Origin of the sequence: Vibrio sp. Of14-4, assembly GCF_022347625.1 — a bacterium.
GTDB classification, from domain to species: domain Bacteria; phylum Pseudomonadota; class Gammaproteobacteria; order Enterobacterales; family Vibrionaceae; genus Vibrio; species Vibrio pristinus.
Window position 1 is genome coordinate 209,104 of record NZ_JAKRGI010000001.1, and the last position, 21,245, is coordinate 230,348.

16 protein-coding genes and 1 CRISPR repeat array are annotated in these 21,245 nt (G+C 41.9%); of the genes, 15 read left to right on the plus strand and 1 reads right to left on the minus strand.

Annotation, left to right across the window (positions count from 1 at the left end; translation table 11 throughout):
* Positions 1-147: 147 nt before the first annotated feature.
* From ptsP to MHN79_RS00990, 15 genes are all read left to right on the plus strand, one after another.
* A complete protein-coding gene (gene ptsP / locus MHN79_RS00920) occupies positions 148-2,658 on the plus strand; it encodes a phosphoenolpyruvate--protein phosphotransferase (RefSeq protein WP_239171291.1) in 2,511 nt (836 codons plus the stop codon).
* Positions 2,659-2,688: 30 nt separating this feature from the next.
* Complete coding sequence (locus MHN79_RS00925; protein WP_239171292.1) at positions 2,689-3,159, plus strand: heme-degrading domain-containing protein; 471 nt, start codon at positions 2,689-2,691, stop codon at positions 3,157-3,159.
* A gap of 63 nt (positions 3,160-3,222) precedes the next feature.
* Positions 3,223-4,164: a 1-phosphofructokinase gene (gene pfkB, locus MHN79_RS00930; protein ID WP_239171293.1), complete on the plus strand. Its 942-nt coding sequence runs from the start codon at positions 3,223-3,225 to the stop codon at positions 4,162-4,164.
* A 237-nt stretch (positions 4,165-4,401) separates the two neighbouring features.
* Complete coding sequence (locus tag MHN79_RS00935) at positions 4,402-5,013, plus strand: class I SAM-dependent methyltransferase (RefSeq protein WP_239171294.1); 612 nt, start codon at positions 4,402-4,404, stop codon at positions 5,011-5,013.
* A gap of 3 nt (positions 5,014-5,016) precedes the next feature.
* Positions 5,017-6,144, plus strand: coding sequence for an HNH endonuclease (locus tag MHN79_RS00940; RefSeq protein ID WP_239171295.1), 1,128 nt, complete (start codon positions 5,017-5,019; stop codon positions 6,142-6,144).
* A gap of 581 nt (positions 6,145-6,725) precedes the next feature.
* On the plus strand, positions 6,726-9,200 hold the full coding sequence (gene cas3, locus MHN79_RS00945; RefSeq protein WP_239171296.1) for a CRISPR-associated helicase Cas3': 2,475 nt from the start codon (positions 6,726-6,728) through the stop codon (positions 9,198-9,200).
* 348 nt (positions 9,201-9,548) lie between these two features.
* Positions 9,549-10,253 carry a type I-C CRISPR-associated protein Cas5c gene (gene cas5c / locus MHN79_RS00950; protein WP_239171297.1) on the plus strand — a complete coding sequence of 235 codons (705 nt, stop codon included), beginning with the start codon at positions 9,549-9,551 and terminating at the stop codon, positions 10,251-10,253.
* The gene (gene cas8c / locus MHN79_RS00955) at positions 10,250-12,217 is read left to right on the plus strand and encodes a type I-C CRISPR-associated protein Cas8c/Csd1 (protein WP_239171298.1); all 1,968 of its coding nucleotides are present in this window, start codon (positions 10,250-10,252) and stop codon (positions 12,215-12,217) included. Before cas5c ends, cas8c begins: the two co-directional genes overlap by 4 nt.
* Positions 12,218-12,233: 16 nt before the next feature.
* Complete coding sequence (gene cas7c, locus MHN79_RS00960) at positions 12,234-13,103, plus strand: type I-C CRISPR-associated protein Cas7/Csd2 (protein WP_239171299.1); 870 nt, start codon at positions 12,234-12,236, stop codon at positions 13,101-13,103.
* The gene (cas4, locus tag MHN79_RS00965) at positions 13,103-13,726 is read left to right on the plus strand and encodes a CRISPR-associated protein Cas4 (protein ID WP_239171300.1); all 624 of its coding nucleotides are present in this window, start codon (positions 13,103-13,105) and stop codon (positions 13,724-13,726) included. Before cas7c ends, cas4 begins: the two co-directional genes overlap by 1 nt.
* On the plus strand, positions 13,723-14,754 hold the full coding sequence (cas1c, locus tag MHN79_RS00970) for a type I-C CRISPR-associated endonuclease Cas1c (protein ID WP_239171301.1): 1,032 nt from the start codon (positions 13,723-13,725) through the stop codon (positions 14,752-14,754). Before cas4 ends, cas1c begins: the two co-directional genes overlap by 4 nt.
* 12 nt (positions 14,755-14,766) lie before the next feature.
* Complete coding sequence (gene cas2, locus MHN79_RS00975) at positions 14,767-15,060, plus strand: CRISPR-associated endonuclease Cas2 (protein WP_239171302.1); 294 nt, start codon at positions 14,767-14,769, stop codon at positions 15,058-15,060.
* Between the two features lie 176 nt (positions 15,061-15,236).
* Positions 15,237-16,852: direct repeats of the CRISPR family, unit length 32 nt; unit sequence GTCGCACCTCCCACAGGTGCGTGGATTGAAAC.
* A 258-nt stretch (positions 16,853-17,110) separates the two neighbouring features.
* A complete protein-coding gene (locus MHN79_RS00980; protein ID WP_239171303.1) occupies positions 17,111-18,022 on the plus strand; it encodes a hypothetical protein in 912 nt (303 codons plus the stop codon).
* On the plus strand, positions 18,012-18,482 hold the full coding sequence (locus tag MHN79_RS00985; protein WP_239171304.1) for a hypothetical protein: 471 nt from the start codon (positions 18,012-18,014) through the stop codon (positions 18,480-18,482). The genes MHN79_RS00980 and MHN79_RS00985 overlap by 11 nt, the downstream gene beginning before the upstream one ends.
* Before the next feature lie 540 nt (positions 18,483-19,022).
* A complete protein-coding gene (locus MHN79_RS00990) occupies positions 19,023-19,841 on the plus strand; it encodes a hypothetical protein (protein ID WP_239171305.1) in 819 nt (272 codons plus the stop codon).
* Between the two features lie 98 nt (positions 19,842-19,939).
* On the opposite strand, the gene MHN79_RS00995 is transcribed toward MHN79_RS00990, so the two are convergent.
* Entirely contained in the window at positions 19,940-21,040 is a 1,101-nt protein-coding gene (locus tag MHN79_RS00995) for a hypothetical protein (protein WP_239171306.1), read from the minus strand.
* Positions 21,041-21,245: the final 205 nt, after the last annotated feature.

The following is a 21,245-nucleotide window of genomic DNA, read 5'->3' on the forward strand; positions in this document are numbered from 1 at the left end:
TAGTAAATTTGATTTCCTTCACACTTAGATGCTTACATAACAAAAATCCAGTAATTAGTGTTTTTATCCAATAGCTGAAATGGGGTGATTTGGTATTGTTTTGAAATCCTCTCCATGTGTGGCGTTGAAGTAAAAGGACAGTACGAAATGAAAACCCTCTCTTTTTCTTGTGAATTATCCAATGGGGTCCATGCTCGCCCAGCTAGCCATGTTGAAGCGCTATGTAACCAATTTTCCTCAGATATTACTTGGCAAAATCAGCGCACAGGAATGAGCGGCAATGCGAAAAGTGTATTGTCTCTTATTGGAACAGACACATTACTTGGTGATGAGTGCTTAATTACCATCAAAGGTCAAGATGAAGATGTGGCGATGGAGCAGCTACAGCGATTTTTGAACCATGAATTTCCTCACTGCGATACGCCGTTACAAGGCAATGAAAATGGACATCATATTGACCTAATGCCATTACCGCGCAACTTTGTCAACCTAGAAGTTAAACATAATCAGGGCCGTTCAGTCAGTCAAGGGGTTGGGCGTGGGACGCTTTCAGTTATGGGTGCAATAAGCTTTGATAAGCTTAATGACTTGCCACCCGTGCTTGCTCTTAGTGATGAACAGTTGCAAATGAAAAATGGCTTGGGGTCGGTGATCAAGTCCATTTCAATCCAATTAGAATCTGCGCAGTGCACGGAAAGTGAGGTGTTAAAAGCGCATTTGTCGATTGCCAATGATGTTGAGTTTCAACAAACCTTAACCAGCCACCTGACTCAAGGCCAAAGCTGCGCTAACGCCATTATTACCACTGCGCAACATTTTACGGATATGGTCAAAAAGTCCGCCAGCCAATATATGATTGAACGTGAGCTTGATATCCGAGATGTGTGCTATCAATTGCTCCAGAGTATTTATGGTGATGAGCGTTTTGCCAGCCAAACGCAATTGTCTGAGCCAACGGTATGCTTAGCGGAAGATTTGACGCCCAGCCAGTTTTTAGAACTCGACAAATCTTTACTTAAAGGACTAATACTGACAAGTGGCGGCAGCACATCCCACACTGTGATCTTGGCTCGTTCTTTTGCTATACCAACCATTATTGGTTTGGATACTAAGCAACTTAGCGAAAATGTCGGCCAGCCAGTTATCATCGATGGGCATTTAGGCGCGGTTGTGACTGAAATTACCGACTCGGTTGAGCGTTATTACGCGCAAGAGCAAAAAGTAAAAGACATAGTGGCTACTCGGCAGGCGAAATATCGAGAGTTAGCCGCCAAAACTCATGATGGTAAAGCGATTGAAGTTGCCGCCAATATTGCCCACTCAGTGGAAGCGCACCCAGCGTTTAAGCAAGGCGCTGAGTCTGTGGGTTTGTTTCGCACTGAAATGCTTTATATGGACCGCTCATGTGCGCCGGATGAAAACGAACTGTACAATATTTTTTGTCAGGCGATTGAGTCGGCTGACGGCAAAACCATCATAGTTAGAACCTTAGATATTGGTGGTGATAAGCCCGTTGGCTACTTAAACATCCCCGCTGAAAGCAACCCCTTTTTGGGCTATCGCGCGGTGCGCATTTACTCTGAGTTTATTGACCTATTCAAAACTCAGCTGCGCGCTATCTTGCGAGCGTCGGCCCACGGCAATTTAAAAATTATGATCCCGATGATTTCTTCCATGGAAGAGATTTTATGGGTGAAAGACGTCTTGTCGGAAGTGCGTCAAGCATTGCGCAAAGAAGAAGTCCCCTTTGCTGAGCGAGTACCGCTTGGCATTATGCTTGAAGTCCCCTCAGTGGCCTTCATCATAGATCAGTGCTGTGAGGAAGTTGACTTTTTCTCCATTGGCTCCAACGATTTAACTCAATATTTAATGGCGGTCGACCGTGACAATGACAAAGTCACCAAACACTACAACAGTTTGAATCCTGCATTTTTACGTACCCTAGATCATGTTGTGCGTGAGGTGCATAGGCATGGTAAGTGGATTGGCTTATGTGGTGAGCTAGGCGCGAAAGGCTCCGTATTACCCTTATTGGTTGGCTTAGGCCTTGATGAGATCAGTATGAGTGCCCCAAGTATTGCGGCAACCAAAGAGCGTATTTCAAAACTCGATAGCCGAGAGTGTCGCCAACTGCTTAATCGAGCGATGGATTGTCGAACCATACATGAAGTCGAGCACGTCTTAGCCCAGTTTCGAATGAACCAAACTCAAGCGCCTATGGTATCAAAAGACTGTATTAGCCTAGATTGCGATCTTCGCAGTAAAGAAGAAGTGATCAAAACCTTGGCGGATAACTTGTTTGTGACTGGGCGCTGTCGTTATCCAAATAAATTGGCAGATGATCTCTGGGCGCGTGAAGATGTTTTCTCAACCGGTCTAGGGTTTGGTTTTGCCATTCCTCATACCAAGAGTGAGCATATTGAACAATCCGCCATTAGTGTGTGCCGTTTGGCCAAGCCAATTGAATGGGGCGATGAACAAGCTCAATTCATTATTATGTTAACCCTAAACAAACATGCCGCAGGCGATCAACATATGAAGATTTTCTCTAAGCTGGCCCGTAAAATTATGCACGCTGATTTTAGAGATAGGTTAATGACTGCAAGTACAGCTGAACAAGTCGAAACGCTTTTAAAACAAGAGCTTGAACTAGTATAAGCCATTTATTATGCGTGTGAAGGAGCGTTTATGATCACTGACTTAAACCAATTACTTGCCCAAGAGGCTAAGCTGCAATTTCAATCTTTTGATCACCAAACCGCTTGGGAGCTAGGGTGTTTATTAAAAGAAAATGCAGAGCAGCGCTCAGTTGCTGTCGCGATAGAAATAGTCAAAAACCGCCACTGTCTTTTTAGTTTTGCTATGCCCAATACGACCCCAGACAATCAAGCTTGGATTGAGCGAAAACGCAATGTGGTTGAGCGCTTTCAGCATAGTTCTTGGTATATGGGGCAATATTACCAAGCCAAAGGAAAGACGATAGAGCAAGCTGCTTTTGTTGATGAGAAGCAGTTTGCACCTTACGGCGGAAGCTTTCCAATTATGGTCAAAGGCACCGGTGTGGTCGGGGCGATTTCTGTGTCTGGTCTGCCTCAATATGAGGATCATCAACTCGTGGTCGATACCCTAACTCAATACCTTGCCAGTCAGGCGCGCTAGTGATGGACTTTTTGATTAAGCGCTGCTTCTCACAAACGCTATGCATCAACGAAAGGAAATGTTGTGAAACAAACAAAATGGGTCACAGTCACGCTCAACCCTGCCATTGACCTGTCTGCGACGGCTAACGGATTTGCGGTTAACCAAGTCAATACAGTGAGAGAGGAGCAGCGTGACGCTGCCGGTAAAGGCATTAATGTAGGCAGGGTGTTATCTGATCTGGGCGCACAAGTCACATTAACCGGCTTTTTGGGGCAAAATAATAGCGAATTGTTTGAAGCCATGTTTAAGCAACGTGGTTTAAATAACAACTTTGTTATGGTTGCAGGAACCAATCGAACCAATATCAAAATCCATGATAGCTCAGGCGATACTACAGATATCAACTTTAATGGCTTTGCCGTCACCCAAGATGATATTAAGCTTTTACACAAGCGGCTGCTAAAGCTTGCCAATACTCACCAAGGCTTTATTTTCTCCGGTAGTTTACCGAGCAATCTCGACCCCCATATTGTTGTTAGTTGGATTAAAGAGCTAAAAAGTCTTGGTAAAAAAGTTGTTTTGGACAGTAGCAAGGAGATGTTACGCCAAGGGATTAGCGCCAAGCCATGGATGATCAAACCCAACGAGACAGAAATATCTGAATTACTTGGCAAGCCGATTGTTACCGTCTCTGAGGGCGCTGCGGCTGCTATGGAACTGGTTAACCAAGGAATCGATAATGTATTACTTTCGATGGGCGAGAAAGGCCTAATTTGGGTAAACCAGAAACAGGTGCTCCTATCAACCCCTCCAGTCCTAAAGCCTGTTAGCACAGTAGGTGCAGGCGATTCCGTTGTCGCCGCATTTTGTTGGGCCAGCCAGTTTAACCAGCCTAACAAACAACTCGCCAACGCAACGGCCATGGGCGCACTAGCCGTCTCACAAACAGGCGTTGGCTTATCCTCACCAGCCGAACTCGAAGCAATGCTCAAGCGAATTAAGGTAAAAGAGTATAAGGCCTAGCCCTCATCCACAAACTCTCTGCGAGGACACCAAAGCTAGTGTGAAGCTTTGGTGTTTTGGTTTGAAGAAATGAATTAACCTAGTTTATTTAAATAAAATAATCTCATCGAAGAAATCTGCTTAGTTTCCGTTTATTATAAGCCCTAATAAACATATGATGTAAAAGCTAATTTTTGGGGCGTTGAGTTCTCCGAGATGTATCATTGCAACTTGCCTTGCTTGCGAAAGGTTTGATTTATGAATTCGACATTACATTTTTACCATAAACATGCCATGCGCTTAGCAAAGCAATATGACTCGCTTGAGTTCGAAACTGTCCATAGGTCGTGGTCTACTTTCTGGCCCAAATGTGGGGCTAACGTATTAGATGTTGGTGCTGGCTCTGGCAGAGACGCCAGATGGTTTGCGGCTCAAGAATGTTCAGTAGTAGCCGTCGAGCCGTGTAAAAAGTTTCTGCAATTGGCAAAGAAAAGCAGCACTCAACCAATATGTTGGGTAGAGGACTCGCTACCTCATTTGCAGAATGTAACAACCAGCTCAAACCACTATGACTTGATACTCTTATCTGCAGTTTGGATGCATTTAGATCATAAGCAGCGAACCGTTGCCATAAAAAGACTACACGAATTGCTAGCAAGTAATGGGACTCTAATAGTGACTTTGCGTGATGGTGAGTTTAAAGATGGTCGTGAGACTTTTGGTGTTTCTGTCAATGAGCTAAGCCTTTTATGCTCTAGCGCCGGTTTTGAGATTTATCATGTTGCAACGGATGACGATTCACTCAATCGAGAGGATATCAGGTGGCAGACGGTGGTTATCAAAAAAGTGGGTTCATTGAAGGAATATTAACTTGTGTCGTATCAATATTACTTAGATAAATTTCGAAGCCTGACTATGAATAACGCTAATGGTAAAAAAAGCCCACATAAAGTGTGCATGCTATTGGCGGTTATGGATTTAATTCAAGCAAGTGTCATTACCTCAAATAAAATTGAGTTTAACCAAGTCCTTAAAGATAGATTTACGCAGCACTTTGAAAAGTTTGCTCAAGGAAATGACAAAAATACCCCTGAAAATCCTTATTTCTTTTTGCGAAGTGAGGGCTTTTGGCATTTATCCTATAACGCGGGATATGAAGAAGCTTCTACCAGTCGTTACTCTGCAAAAGCGATAGCCTTTGCTTATCTTGACCAAGAACTCTTTGATTATATGAGGAGTTTTATTGTGACCAATGAGCTTAAAGATGCCTTGATTTCGAACTTTTCTGATATGTCTTCTCGCTATCGCCAATGGCTAATGGACGTTGGGAAAACAGAGGAAACGGCTGGGAAATACCTTGGCGTAATACAAGGCTCAATTTCCAATTGGCTTATGGATACAGGTGACATCTGTGAACCTATTACCAGTATAAAGTCCTACAGGCAGTTTACCAAGTATGAAGACAAAGTGCGGCAGTTGGATATTTTTAAACTGACAGATGAAAAAGAACAAGGTTTGTATAGTGAGGCATTATCCCATTATCAACGCTTTTTAGTCGAGCTCGCCCAAATCGATCTGAATGCAGATATTCGACAAGTTATGGTGGATAAAACGCTTACCGATACAGAAAAAAGCATCATGGTAAGTGCTAGGGTTGGCCAAGGCCACTTTAGAGCTCAATTGCTGCAAATGTGGGGTGGCTGCGCCGTCACTGGCTATCGAAATACTCAAATGTTACTCGCTTCTCATATCAAACCTTGGCGAGATTCAAATCATCAAGAAAGGTTGGATAAGTTCAATGGCTTATTATTATTGGCTAATTTGGATAAAGCTTTTGATCTTGGTTTTATATCGTTTGATGACAGTGGCAAAGTGCTGATTTCACACTACCTTGAAACACCGGAAGTACTGGGTCTCAGAGAAGATATGTCGTTTAATGTTATGGCTGAACATAAGCCATACCTTCGTTACCATCGCGGAGAGCTGTTTAAAGGGCTGTGAATGAGGGCTGAAGTTGACACGCTGTGCGTATTTTAACGCGATGAGATGGGTAAGGCATCATCCTGAATGCCTCCTTTCGTATTGGTAAGTTGATATTTTTCTATTTCTATTGACCTAAAGTGATGTACAGGTCTCGGTTAAAACAAACATCAGCGGGTAGATTTGATACACAAAAAGTAATAAGAAACAAAAGACAAGAACCCATTAACACTAAAAGCGTTACTCAACTCGCAAATATAACCTTCAAACCTATCTCTACTTCAACGCTATTTCGACCAACTCCCTTTCTTAGATTCAACTTCGCTCATATTTTGATTGACCAATACTGTTCCTTATTAGAATATATGCAATTGATTTCTCATAAATGGGTGTGATTGATAATCAAGAATAGGAACCAGCTTGTCAAGGTCAAGCCAGCATTATTCAGCGCGATAGTTAGATAATTCCTGAGCCATAAATTTAACAATCTGTGTGTTACTTAACTTAGATATTGATGAAAATAGAAGTAAATATCTATAAATGTTAATGCGATTGGCTTGCGATAGTTTTATTAAGAACGTTATACAGTGGGAGCGGTGGTGATGGATGAATTAAGCTCGAGTGAATATTATATCGCCCATCCAGATCTTGAGTATGGACATCACCAAAGTGTTTATGCTCATTTAAAAGCGGTTAGCAAATTGTCTGGCAGGCTTGCTGAAAAAATAGGCTTTGCCGAACTAGGGCAGCTAATTGGTTTAATGCATGATTTTGGTAAATATAGCAGTGTATTTCAAAACTACATGCGTCTTATTATTACTGAACATACAAGCTACAATCCTGATAATGATGAGGGAAGCGGTGAAACCCAAAACAGCAAACGTCTAAAAGGCAAAATTGACCACTCAAGTGCGGGCGCACAATGGGTATTAAAAACTTTGTGGCCTCACTTAGGGAAATTAAAGCAACAAGACCAAGTACTTGCACCTTATGGCATTGCCGTTATTCAAGCACTAAGCATGTGTATTGCTTCTCACCATAGTGGTCTGATTGATAGTTTGTCAGAAAATGAGAATGTTTTTGCAAACCGAATAAAAAAGCCTGATGAACTAACCCATCAAAATGAATGCGTTAAAAATGCTGATCTGGAGTTACTCTCGCAAGCGCAGTCTCTAGCGAGTTTTGAGTTAATTCTAGAAAGTAGCCAACATATCAAAGGTATGTTTGATAAGTTCGAGCTTTCAGCAATTGAACATGATTATTACCTTGGCATGTTCACCAAAATGCTGTTTAGTTGCTTAATTGATGCTGACCGAATTGATAGTGCCGATTTTGAGCAGCCAAGAAATAAACCTGAACGTTTTAACCAAACTAATTGGGCTTATGCCTGCGATAAAATTGAAAGCTTTATCGCACAGCTTAAGCCAGATAATTCAATCGATCATATTCGTGCACAAATATCAGAAAATTGTTTTCAGCGTGCGCAAGATGAAACAGGAATATACAGTTTAACTGTGCCTACGGGGGGCGGTAAAACATATGCTAGCCTGCGCTTTGCTTTGCATCATGCTCAAAAGCACAACCTAGATAGGATCATTTACATCATCCCATTTACCTCTATCATCGAACAAAATGCCAATGCCACTCGTGGTGTTTTAGGTGAGGAGAATGCCGATGATTGGGTACTAGAACATCATTCAAGCCTGGAGCCAGAGCAACAAACATGGCGTTCAAAACTCGCCTGTGAAAATTGGGATAAGCCCATAGTGCTTACTACAATGGTTCAATTTCTTGAAAGTATGTTTGCAACCGGTACACGCAGTTCAAGGCGTATGCACCAACTGAGCAATGCGGTATTGATTTTTGATGAAATTCAAACACTCCCTATTCGTTGTGTGCATTTATTCAATAACACCATTAATTATTTAACGCGTTTCTGTAATACCACAGCACTTATGTGCACTGCCACGCAGCCTTTGCTTAACCAGCTACCTGAACAGATAAAATCGTTTGGTGAACTACAACTACCACTTGAAAATGAGCTCACTCCAAATATCGGCAAGCTCTATCAACAGCTAGAGCGAGTATGTTTAAACAACCTAACTAAAAAAGGTGGTTGGAATGAAACCGAGATTACTGAACTAGTTCTTAAGCAATTAACAGCGGTACAAAGCTGTTTAGTGATTGTAAACACCAAAGCTTGGGCAAAAGCTTTATTCCAAGCGTTGCAAAGCCAAGCTATTAATGAAACAAAAATATTCCATTTAAGCACCGGCATGTGTTCGGCGCATCGTAAAGAAATTTTAGATGAAGTCAGAGTGCGTCTAGAAAGAGGACTGGCAACTTTGTGTATTAGCACTCAGCTTATTGAAGCGGGAGTTGATGTTGATTTTGGCTGCGTTATTCGATTTGTTGCTGGCCTTGACTCAATCGCACAAGCAGCAGGGCGGTGTAACAGAAATGGTAAGCAGCAAAAAGGCTATGTGTTTGTACTGAACCCTGCCCAAGAAAATGTAGGCATGCTAGAAGATATTAAAAAAGGAATTGCTTCTTCAAACCGCATATTCACTGAGTTTTCTGAAGAAGACTTACTTAAACCGAAAGCAATGAGTCAGTATTTTCAATACTATTTTTATGCTCGCCTTAAAGAGATGACTTATCCCACTAAACAAGGCCAAAGTATACTTAACTTGCTAAGTGGTAATCAAAGAAATATCAATAAAACACTGTTTGAACTGAGGCAGTCTTTCATGACTGCCGCTAAACAGTTTAAAGCCATTGATGCACCTGTGCATTCCGTAATCGTGCCATTTAATGATGAAGCGCGAAGCATAATCACACAATTGTGTGCGCTCGATAAACGTTTTGATACTGAAACCTATCACCGCTTACTAAAATTGGCGCAAAAATACAGTGTGAATATCTTTCCCAATGTTTGGCAAAAACTTAACGAGAAGCAGGCTGTGTATTCAATAGCGCAGGACGAAGCTGTTTTTTATTTGAGCGAAGAATTTTACAGTCAAGACTTTGGTTTGAGTTTAGAGGTTAGTGGGTATATGAGACTTTATGAAATTTGAGGGGGAAAGCCCCCCCCTATCAATAAAAATAATGTTTTAGCTACTATTTCAATCCACGCCTGTATGTAGTTAGAGGCGACAAGAAAATTTTACGTGAGAGATGATAAATGTCAATCTAATTTATGTCTCTATAATATTTTATCTACTGAAGTGAATTTGTTGAGTGTTTCACTTTTATTCGCTAGAGTATGGAAAACATCTAGCGAGGTAAGTCATGGAATGGTTGCCAAAATTTATTGAAGAGTTGAGGTTGTTACAAAAAGATAGGTTCTATATTTTAGCCTTTATCATGTCGCTTTTAGCAGTTTTGTTAACAATTTCTTGGTATTTAAACTAAGGGAGAGCCAAGTGAAAAACAGCATTAGCTTTAGGCTATGGGGTAAATACGCACTATTTACCGACCCCATAACAAAAGTAGGCGGTGAAAAATGTACGTATCACCTTCCGACTTATGAGGCGATAAAGGGAGTGTTAAAGTCAATTTACTGGAAGCCAACGCTAGTTTGGCATGTTGACCGAGTCAGAGTGATAAAGCCACTGCGCACCCAAACAAAGGGAACTAAGCCATTGAACTGGGGGGGAGGGAATACTCTAGCTTACTATACCTTTTTACATGACGTTGAATACCAAGTTGAAGCCCATTTTGAGTGGAATAAGCATCGCCCGGAATTAGAGAAAGATCGTATAGATGGTAAGCATTTCTCCATTGCAAAACGCATGCTAGAAAAAGGCGGGCGACAAGATATCTTTTTAGGTACTCGCGATTGCCAAGGTTATGTTGAACCTTGCGTATTTGGTGAAGGAGAAAGTGCTTACGACGCAACTGATGAGCTTGGTTTTGGCTTAATGTTCCACAGTTTTGGCTACCCTGACGAAACGGGAAACAATGAACTGATCAGTCGATTTTGGCATGGTGTTATGAGAAACGGTGTTATTGAATATCCCCATGTAACAGCATGTCCAGTCACGCGTCATGTGAGAAAAATGAGTGCAAAAAGTTTTGAGCTTGAACAAAATTTACTGAGTGCAGAGCAAACGGAGACTAGCTTATGACTTGGTTAACCACGCTTTACAAAACCTATGATGAGCTTGAAAAACGCAATGCTAATTTACCATTTGAACAGCAAGTGATGCCGATTTGTCACACGCTCCAAAACGCACATATTCATATTTCCATCAACAGTCAAGGTAAATTTCTTCGTGCAGAGGTTCTTGAAAAAACGCAAGTTGTCTTACCTGCAACAGAGCAATCAGCTGGGCGCAGTAGTGGCTTATGTGCGCACGCACTGGCCGATAAAATTCAGTATATTGCGAAAGACTACGCTGAATTTGGTGGTATTAAAAAGTCTGGTTTTGCGCTTTATAAAACGCAATTAAAAGCTTGGTGTGACTCAAAGCATAGCCATTCCGCCGTACGAGCAGTGTATCAATATATTGAAAAAGGCACTGTGGTTGCAGACTTAATTGCAGAAAAGGTATTGCATGCACACGCTGGACAATTGCTAACTAAATGGGTAAATGGAGGGGAACTCCCTGCATTACTAAAAATTTTACCAAAAGAAAAAGGTTTATTTGACCAAGGCTCCGCACTTGTATGTTGGAGCGTTGAAATACCCGGTAATCCACAGTCGAAAACTTGGCTTGACCCAAATATTCAACAAAGTTGGATTGCTTTTGATAGCGAAAATGGTGATGACACCGCTTTGTGCTACGCAACAGGTGAAAACAAGCTGGTGGCGAGTAATCACCCTGCAAAAATTCGTCACAGTGGTGATAAAGCCAAGTTAATTTCAGCGAATGACAAGAGCGGTTATACCTTTCGAGGCCGTTTTTTATCAAATGACGAGGCTTGCAATATTAGCTTTGAAGTGACACAAAAAGCACACAACGCACTTCGTTGTTTGTTGGCTAAACAAAGTGTGTTTAGAAATGGTGATCAAGTTTACTTAGCGTGGGCGATATCGGGTAAAGAGGTACCTGAATTCAACGAACTAGACCTAAATGACTTAGCCAGTTTCTTAGAACAAACAGACAGCGTAGATCACACACAGGATCTAGGTCAAGCTTATGCTAATCAGCTAAAACGTTACTTTAACGGTATAAAAAATAAAAACCAGCTGGACGATAACGAACAAATTGCATTGCTAGGGCTAGATTCCGCCACGCCCGGGCGAATGGGTATTGTGTATTACCGTAAAACTATCGCCAAAGAGTTTTTAGAGCGATTAGAGCAATGGCAACTCGATTTCGGCTGGCAACAAAGAGTCAAAATCAATGAACAGTGGCAATGGGTGAAGAGTGCTCCGAGTTTATACAGGGTGCTTGATGGCGTATACGGCGATGTACTTAAATCAGCAGACACCTTAAAGAAAAACCTCATTACGCGTTTATACCCGTGTATCGTCGAGGGCAGACCCATACCGCAAGATATCATGCAAAGCGCGTTTCATCGCGCAATCAACCGAGTTGCATACAAGTCAGATCAAACTTGGCTTTGGTTACTAAATTTAGGCATTGCCTGCTCACTGATCAAAGGGTTTTACATCCGAACAAAAAATGCAACTCTTCAGAAGGAATACCCAATGGCATTACAACAAGACAATACCAGTCGTGACTATTTGTTTGGTCGTTTATTAGCGTTGGCAAACAAGGTTGAAAAAATTGCGCTTTCAAATGGTGAAGCAAACCGTTTAACAACGGCCGAGCGTTTTATGACCCAGTTTGTTAATAGACCAGCTGCAACTTGGCTAAATATCAATAATGCATTAATGCCCTATCAGCAGCGGCTTTTTAACAACTACCAAGGATATGACGAAGCAACGAAAGCACTGTTTAGTCAAATACACAGTATGTTTAAGTCCGATGACTTTATCTCAAACCAAAAACTCGGCCCCGAATTTTTGCTTGGATTTCATAACCAAATGATATGGTTGGAAACTCACAAAGTAGAGAAAGGTCAATGGGTTAAGAAAGTGAGTGCCAAACAAGCCAAAGATAATTTGGCAGAAACAGTTTAAGAAAAGGAACATCATAATGACTCTACAAAATAAAATAGACTTTGCATTAATTTTTAACGTGTTAAACGCTAATCCCAATGGTGATCCACTGAATGGCAACCGTCCTCGTACCGATTACGATGGTTTTGGTGAAATTACCGATGTGTGTTTAAAGCGCAAACTTCGTGACCGTTTACAAGAATCCGGAGAGAGTATTTTTGTTCAATCGGACGAAAAGAAAACCGATGGCATGACAAGCTTACGTAATCGTGCCGAATCAGACGATTACGGTCTAGGTAAGGATACATTCAACAGTAAAAAAACAGCGCCAGAACAAGCTGCAAAATTATGCTGTGAAAAATGGCTTGATGTGCGTGCATTTGGTCAAGTGTTTGCGTTTAAAGGTACGGGTTCTGACGGTGTTTCTATTCCAATCCGTGGGCCTGTAACGATTCAAAGTGCGTTTAGTATTGAGCCAGTAAGCATTACCAGCACGCAAATTACCAAAAGTGTCAGTGGTGAAGGTGATGGTACTAAAAAGTCATCAGATACTATGGGAATGAAGCATCGTGTTGATAACGCTACCTATGTGACTTTTGGTGCTATCACACCGCAATTGGCTGAAAAAACAGGTTTTACTAATCAAGATGCTGATAAAATTAAAAATGTGTTGGTAAAACTGTTTGAAGGCGATGCGTCATCGGCACGCCCCGAAGGCTCAATGGGCATTTCACACCTTATATGGTGGCAGCATGACTCCAAGTCGGGCCAGTACTCTTCGGCAAAAGTTCACCAAACATTAAGATCACACATTGAACAAGGCTTACCACTCGACACTTCGGCATTAAATGATTCGTTGGTGAGCGCTTTACAAGGACTAGAGCCAGAAGTGATCGAAGGCTTTTAATGATGGATGTTCGCCTAATCAACATATCGGCACTACAACACTTTGCTTTTTGTCAGCGCCAATGTGCGCTGATCCACTTAGAGCAAGTGTGGCAAGAAAATTATCTAACGGCACACGGGAGGCAGTTACATGAGCGAGTTGATAACGGCGAACCAGAAACGCGTAAAGGTGTTCGTTTTGAGCGTGGCGTAGTCGTGACTGCCCCGCAAATAGGCCTGACCGGGAAATTAGACTTATTAGAACACCACAAACTCAGTCGCCAATTCGTCCCAGTTGAGTACAAAAGAGGTAAACCAAAAGCCAGCGATATCGACAAAGTACAGCTGTGCGCCCAAGCCTTATGTATTGAAGAAATGCTCGCGGTTGAAGTGTCGAACGGCGCACTTTGGTATTGGCAAATACGCAAACGTATTGATATTAAACTCGACAATCAACTACGAACGCGAACAAAATCTTTAATAACTCAAGTGCAGCAGCTGTTTGCAAACGTAAAAACGCCTTCGCCAGTCAAAGGTAAACACTGTAAGGCATGCTCTTTGGTTGATATATGTCAGCCAGATGTAACCAATAATGATGGTTCAAGCGGTTATATAACCGCATTATTTAACACGGATGTTGAATGAAGAAATTGCAAAACTCACTCTATATCACCAAGGACGGTGCCTATTTACATAAGCAGCGTGAAACCCTGTTGATTGAACAAAAAGTGGAGGGAAAAAAGCAAAAACTCATGCAGCTGCCCATTCATTCTATTGGCAATATATTTTGTTTTGGCAACATTATGGTCTCGCCGCAGTTACTTGGGTTTTGTGGTGAAAATGGTACACACCTTAGCTTTTTTGATATGCATGGCCGTTTTCTCGCCAATGTTGTGGGTAAACAAACGGGGAATGTATTGTTGCGTAGGCACCAGTTTAGTATTGAAGAACAGGCCGCAAACGATCTTGCCAAACATATTGTTACCGCAAAAATACGTTCCTCTCGTATGTTGCTTTTACGCTTTAGACGCAATCATACCACTACGCCACAGTTAGAAAAGGCCATTGAACGTTTAAAGCAAATTGTTGAGCAACTGAAAGGTGTGACCGCCCACGATACAATTTTAGGGCTAGAGGGAGAAGCTGCATCGCATTACTTCTCCGCGTTCGCTGAGATGTTTAAAGGCAACGAAAGTAAACAGCTGTTTGATAAGCGCACTCGAAGGCCACCTAAAGATCCAGTCAATGCGGTTATTTCACTGCTCTACTCTGTATTAGGTCAAGAGATCAGTGGTGCATTACAAGGTGTGGGGCTAGATCCGCAAGTTGGTTTTTTGCACAAAGAGCGACCGGGTAGAAATAGCCTCGCCCTCGATGTGTTAGAAGAGTTTAGAGCCTACATTGTCGATAGCATTGCCTTAAAACTCTTTAACAATAAAACCCTCACCACAAAGGATTTCGATACAGATTGTCTTGGCGGTGTAACCATAAAAGATGAAGCGCGAAAGACAGTTTTTCAGGCTTATCAAGCTAAAAAACAAGAAGAAGTGATGCACCCTTTCTTGCAAGAAAAGGTACAAATTGGCTTATTACCGCATGTTCAAGCCATGTTACTAGCACGGCATATGCGCGGTGATTTAGCTCACTACCCACCATTTGTGATCAAAAAATAAGGAGAGTGAACCATGATGATATTGGTCACCTACGATGTATCCTTTGATAGTCAAGATGGTCAAAAGCGCCTCAGGCAATTAGCAAAAGTCTGCTTAGACTATGGCGTAAGAGTGCAATATTCTGTCTTTGAATGCGAAATAGATGCAGCACAATGGTTACGCTTTAAAAATAAGCTGCTGTCAATCTACCACCCTGAGGTAGATAGTTTGCGTTTTTATAAGCTTGGTAAAAACTGGCAAAACAAAGTAGAACACCACGGTGCGAAAGTTGCCATAGACATATTCAGAGATACCCTTATTTTATAATCGCTAGGCTTTAGTTCTCAGTTAAACACTGGGGATTTAGCGATTATATAAGTTCTTTAAAAATATAGGAAATATTGATTTGTATAGATTCACACAAAATAGTTTTTGCTCTGCTGTGTAAAGTTAGCGGTAAACTGTAGAAAGTGCTAGTCTATACCAGCCTTCAACAAGAGGCAGTCGCACCTCCCACAGGTGCGTGGATTGAAACTTAGATTTACTGTCAGAAGCATGCCCATGCATGGTCGCACCTCCCACAGGTGCGTGGATTGAAACCAGAATTACTTATCTCAGCTTAACCGTGACGAGGTCGCACCTCCCACAGGTGCGTGGATTGAAACTTTTCTGATATTTGTGCACGAATATGATCGATTGTCGCACCTCCCACAGGTGCGTGGATTGAAACCATAGAGTCATATTTGAAGTCATTGAAGCTGGTGGTCGCACCTCCCACAGGTGCGTGGATTGAAACATTCCAAACCTATAGCTATCAGGATTGGCACATCGTCGCACCTCCCACAGGTGCGTGGATTGAAACAACGATCCCCTTAGATACAAGCCATTGAGTTGATGGTCGCACCTCCCACAGGTGCGTGGATTGAAACGACGAAGAGCAGAGTTTTAGTGAAATGTTGGTGAGTCGCACCTCCCACAGGTGCGTGGATTGAAACTACATCAGATAGTTGCCAACCTGTGTGGGTGGCCAGTCGCACCTCCCACAGGTGCGTGGATTGAAACATCGAAGCGACGGCTTACCATAAGCAAACTCACGTCGCACCTCCCACAGGTGCGTGGATTGAAACATCTTGGCTCTGTTAGAAAGTAATGGCCATGTCGTCGCACCTCCCACAGGTGCGTGGATTGAAACCTAAAGGCATTTGAGGCTCTAGGAAGCGATGAAGAGTCGCACCTCCCACAGGTGCGTGGATTGAAACATGGAATAAACCCCTTACCGGCGGATGTGATGGAGTCGCACCTCCCACAGGTGCGTGGATTGAAACATCGACTGATTCAACCGTGTAGTTTCGATACACTGTCGCACCTCCCACAGGTGCGTGGATTGAAACTTGCTCGATGGCAGTGGTGTGGTATTGCGTACCCCGTCGCACCTCCCACAGGTGCGTGGATTGAAACAGAACCATATCGGTACATTAAAGTTTTTAGAACGTCGCACCTCCCACAGGTGCGTGGATTGAAACCAGTGTTGAAACACGTTGGGCGACTTGCTATCCGGTCGCACCTCCCACAGGTGCGTGGATTGAAACAGTTTTTTTCAGCAAATTGAAAAATTAACGATCAGGTCGCACCTCCCACAGGTGCGTGGATTGAAACAGTGACCGTTGCTCGTTTGCTTGACCTCAAGATTGTCGCACCTCCCACAGGTGCGTGGATTGAAACCCTTAAAAAATTGGCAAACGCAATCACAAAGACAGTCGCACCTCCCACAGGTGCGTGGATTGAAACTGAGCTAAATGATCACTCTGATAATGCCGCGATTAGTCGCACCTCCCACAGGTGCGTGGATTGAAACTAGGTGATCGGGGGCTAGGTGAGCGTATCGCATGGGTCGCACCTCTTACAGGTGCGTGGATTGAAACCAACGATAGGGAGCCTGTCGCATGTTTACTCCCGTCGCACCTCCCACAGGTGCGTGGATTGAAACGTGGGTCATGGGTGTCCAATGCTGCCAAATCAGGTCGCACCTCCCACAGGTGCGTGGATTGAAATATTACATCCAACCTCGGTGTATTTTGATAGAAAGGGTCGCACCTCCCACAGGTGCTGAAGAAAGGGTTAAATCTTTCCTTTTGCTCTTCCTAATTTTATCCATAAGCTAGCCAATTCCGTTAAATCGTATCATGCCCCATTCGTAAGTACCTCCCACTCTATCCGTGTTTATCCTCGAAGATAGCGACTAAACCTGTCACTTAGAGCGTTTTGATAGTCAAAATAACTATTTGGTAGGTTAATGCCGCAAAACGCCTTGTTAGGCGTGATAAATAATTGAAAATATTGATATGATTTGGCTTATTTTTTATTAAGGCCAACTCACATGAGGTATGAATCTTTCCCATATGCCCCAGAAGAAAGGCAAGAAACCACAAGAGAAAGAGCGGAGCGTCAACGTCAAGAGCGCAGAGCGGAATTTACCTATACCGCTAAGGACGAGAAACGTTGGGCTGAAAACCGTGAACGTGTTCTTGCTGAGCGTGCCGCTGCACAACAAGCCTACGATCTTACTGAAAAAGAGTGGAATAAGGACTTACAAGAGCAAGCTAAGGAATATCAGTGGGATACGTCTCAACAGACCAATGTCAGCATTGCTGTTATGACAGTTGAAGAAGCAAACGAGTATTTAGATTTGCTCGTGAAAGACACTCATGGAGAGCTTTCTACAGGCAAAGACTACACAGGTGTCAGCATGGGCTTAAAAGGGGCCTATGAAGTTGCTAAAGAGCTTGGCGGGTGGGGAGCAATAGCTAAAGCGGTCGATATTAATGGAGTAACAAATATTGTGGTTGAAAACTACAAACCTCGATATTTAGATCTCGGTATTCGCTGGCAGGAAGCGACACCTCAAATGCTTAAAATCGGCTACGCATTGAATACTGTCAAGGGTAATATTAATTTCTTGAAAGGTAACATCTATGTAGAACTTGTTTTCAGTGGTGCAGTTAATGCTGTGGATTACATGCTACATGATGAGAAGACTCTCGGTGAAGTGGTAGGGCAATATACAGCAGATATTTCTAAGGGTATTGCAGCTGGAGTTATCGCTCAAGGAATAACTATTCTGGGAGTTGCAACATTAAGTACTGTCTTTGCCGTGCCAACCGCTGTAACACTTGGTATTTTTGCTATTAGTGCATTTATTGTTGGAAAAGAAATATCTAAACTAGATGACCAATTTAAATTCACTGAACCTATGAAAAATCAAGTAGAGAAAGTTATTGATGATTTCTAATAACAAATTTAATCGAAGGATAAAAAGAAATCGTTGGCTAAAAGTGATGATTAGTTGGCCTGTTATAGTTTTTATGGCGTGGCTAAGTTATAGTTCAATCAACGAGTTAGTGGTTATTAATGACTCAATCGGTATAATTCCTAAAGCAAAAATAGCAGGTTTAATGAACAATATAGCTTCTTTTGTTGGAGTTATAATATTTGGTTTTATAGCGGTCATTCCCTTAGCTATGCTTCATCCATCAACAGAGTTGTTATTAAAAATACCATTTTCGACGAAAGCAGGGCTATATGCTGTAGCTATTATCGTATTAAGCTGTATTGCCTCTGCCATATGGTTGGATAACAGCACTAGGGATAAAATAGAGCAATATGATTATATCGAATGCACCTCCGAACGAGAGGTAACATTAAAATCCTCAAGCCGGACGTACGTTTTAGACCCTAGCCTGTGTGAATAGATTATCGTTCGTTTTCTTGGTACACACCACCATGCTAGCGCATGTAAACCAGTGCGCTAGCATTCAATAACGCGGTTTGCGATACTTAAAGTTATTTATGAATTGCTAATTTAGTAAAGTCACTGACTCACTTTTGTCCATTTCCGAGCCAGCTATACCTTATTAGAGAACCCGCGAAATGGGGTCTGACTTTACCAGCAAATTTCTGCCCTTTCGTGCAATATTGATCATGTTCTTGATGTCTTTTTTTGCACACGCTCAACAGTTCATACTGGCAAAATTTTCGAGCTCGTCGAACCATTATTTGACTTGTTGCATCCCCAATCACGCTCAAGCTTACCCGATATTGCATACTTTTTTCACAACAATTCATTAGACGCGATTTATTAAACCTATAGATAATGATTTTCTTTATTGAATCGTTGGTGCGCCTTTGTGAGTAGTGCTTTGAATCCATGCCATTTGCTTTGAAGTTAAGCTAGGGTCGGTAATGCTCCAGCACAATCAATACCTGATTTATTTAGTTAAACATAGTGGTTAATGATGCGAATTTTTGGTCAAACAATTACCTCAAATATTTTCTCCAAGAGTGATAAAAGCCATAAATCAGCTTTACCTAAATGGCAAAAGCTACAAGAAGATACACTCAAAACTGTGGATGCATATAAGAGAATGGGCCGTGATAGAGTTGATACTGCCCATATTAAGCCAAAGCAATTTTTGGTACATACCATACGTGACTTCAAACAAGAATCACCACTACTAAGCCAAAAAGCGGAAGAACTTTTGTCCTCTTGGGATGTTGTCAGTACTTCGGTTGTAGAAACAGGGCAACACTCTAGATCACAATGGGCTGATGTGGGTTTGATTCTGGCAGCGCCAGCACAAAATATCATTTCAACTTCCCCACATGATGTGAAATTTCAAAACCATGCTGGAAATGAGGTAGACAAGCCCAAGAATACTTATGCCCTGACCGAAAGCTATTTCAAAGGGCAAGGAAAGCAAGGTTACACTCCTGAAGGTGGGACATATGCAAAGATTGACGCTCCTAGAAGTGTTATCGATAGTACTAACGGTAAATACAACGAAGTGCTGGTCGTTGGAAAACCCAATATAAGAACTTATGAAGGTTATAACGCGACCAAAAACGTAAAAGTTTGTGGCATCTATTGCCATCAAATGCTCAATGAGAATAAAGCTAAAAATCTCTCAACCTATGAGAAAAACAATCAATTAATCGAAAAACTATTGATAGCAAACCCGGGGCTGACTGTTTTTAAAGAGTTCACATGGACTGGAAATATAACCATGAATAACGCGGATAGAATACAAAGTTATGTGAATACATTTAAATAGTATCTAATTGGGGTTCTATGCCAGAACCCCAGCTTTTTCGGTTTGTTAGATTACTCTCAATTGAGTAACTTTGCCCCTTCCGATCTGCAATCAACCTATCACAAATCCGGTGCGAGGACGGGGCCTAGTGTCCAGCTGATGGTGTTGCCTTTGAGTTCTCTTACAGGTGTGATGTTATTTGTATCGTCTGTAAGTTGGTAGCCTTTGGTAATTAACGTATGCTGATAAGCGGCATTAAAGCAGCCAGCATATAGGTGAGGGTTAAATTCGTAATCTGTTTTACCTTGCTCTACGTCTTCCCAATTCTGGGAACAGAAGTCTTTGCCTGCTTCTTCGAGTTTACTCAGACTGTAAGTGTCGTTTATCCCAAGTTCAGAGCTATTAAAAAAGAAGCCGCTGATCGCATAAAAATCTGTACTTGTTTCTGATTGCGCGTTCTTGGCACTAACGCTTTGAACACCATTGATAAGAGGCTCAACTTTTTCTGCGCATTCCCCAAATTTTCCAGTTCCCAATTGATCATTGGGTAAAGGATAATTTTTAGGAAAACATGCTGCTTGATTAAAGTATTTGCTAATCGCCAAGTTTTGGCCCAAACCAAGGTAGCTGGTTGAAGAAAGCGTGTAATTTAGATTTCCTACGTTGACATTGATAAGATCATCACCTGTGTTCGTTTCAAAGGTGATTTGAGTTGAAGCTCCGCCAAGATCCATAATGCCTTTTGTTTTCTGGTCATTAATAAAAGACTCATCATAGTAGTTGGCGGCTAGCCAAGCATAAGCACCTTCTGTCTGCCCCGTGATTGTTTTAACTTTGATATCCGCATCAGGGAAGCGCTTGGCAAGTGCATCTTTGACTCTTTGATTAATCAAGTTTCTCTCCGTCGATGAAATGGTTCGCATGCCAGCGGTAGAATAAAAGTACAGGTGATCTGGAGTTGTTTTGGTTTCTGCAAATAGGCTATCAATATAATTGTCTAAATTTTCCTCTTTGATAGTTTGTACACCACCTTTGATACTTTGATGTTTAATTTGTTCATCAATCACAGGTAAACCATGATCAGATGACGTGTCTTGGTGGTATTGATATTCGAATAGTCTCGAGCCTGAACTGCCTGCATCAATGACAAACGTACTTTCTGCTAGGGCGGATGAGGATACTAATATTGCAGCTAAATAAGATAATTTTCTTATATTCATTAAAATGCCTATTACTAAACTTTTACTATCTTGGAGCAAGGTATTATCGGTATAACAGTGATTTATTTTATAAAACCAAAAACCGTATGATAATTTCCACCACGAGTCGTTAAATATAGACATTTGGTCAGACCAGAAATAACAAATTTCATATCAGTGTTTGTCATATAAAAAAGCATGTTAACTCGCTGATATATTTTGCTAG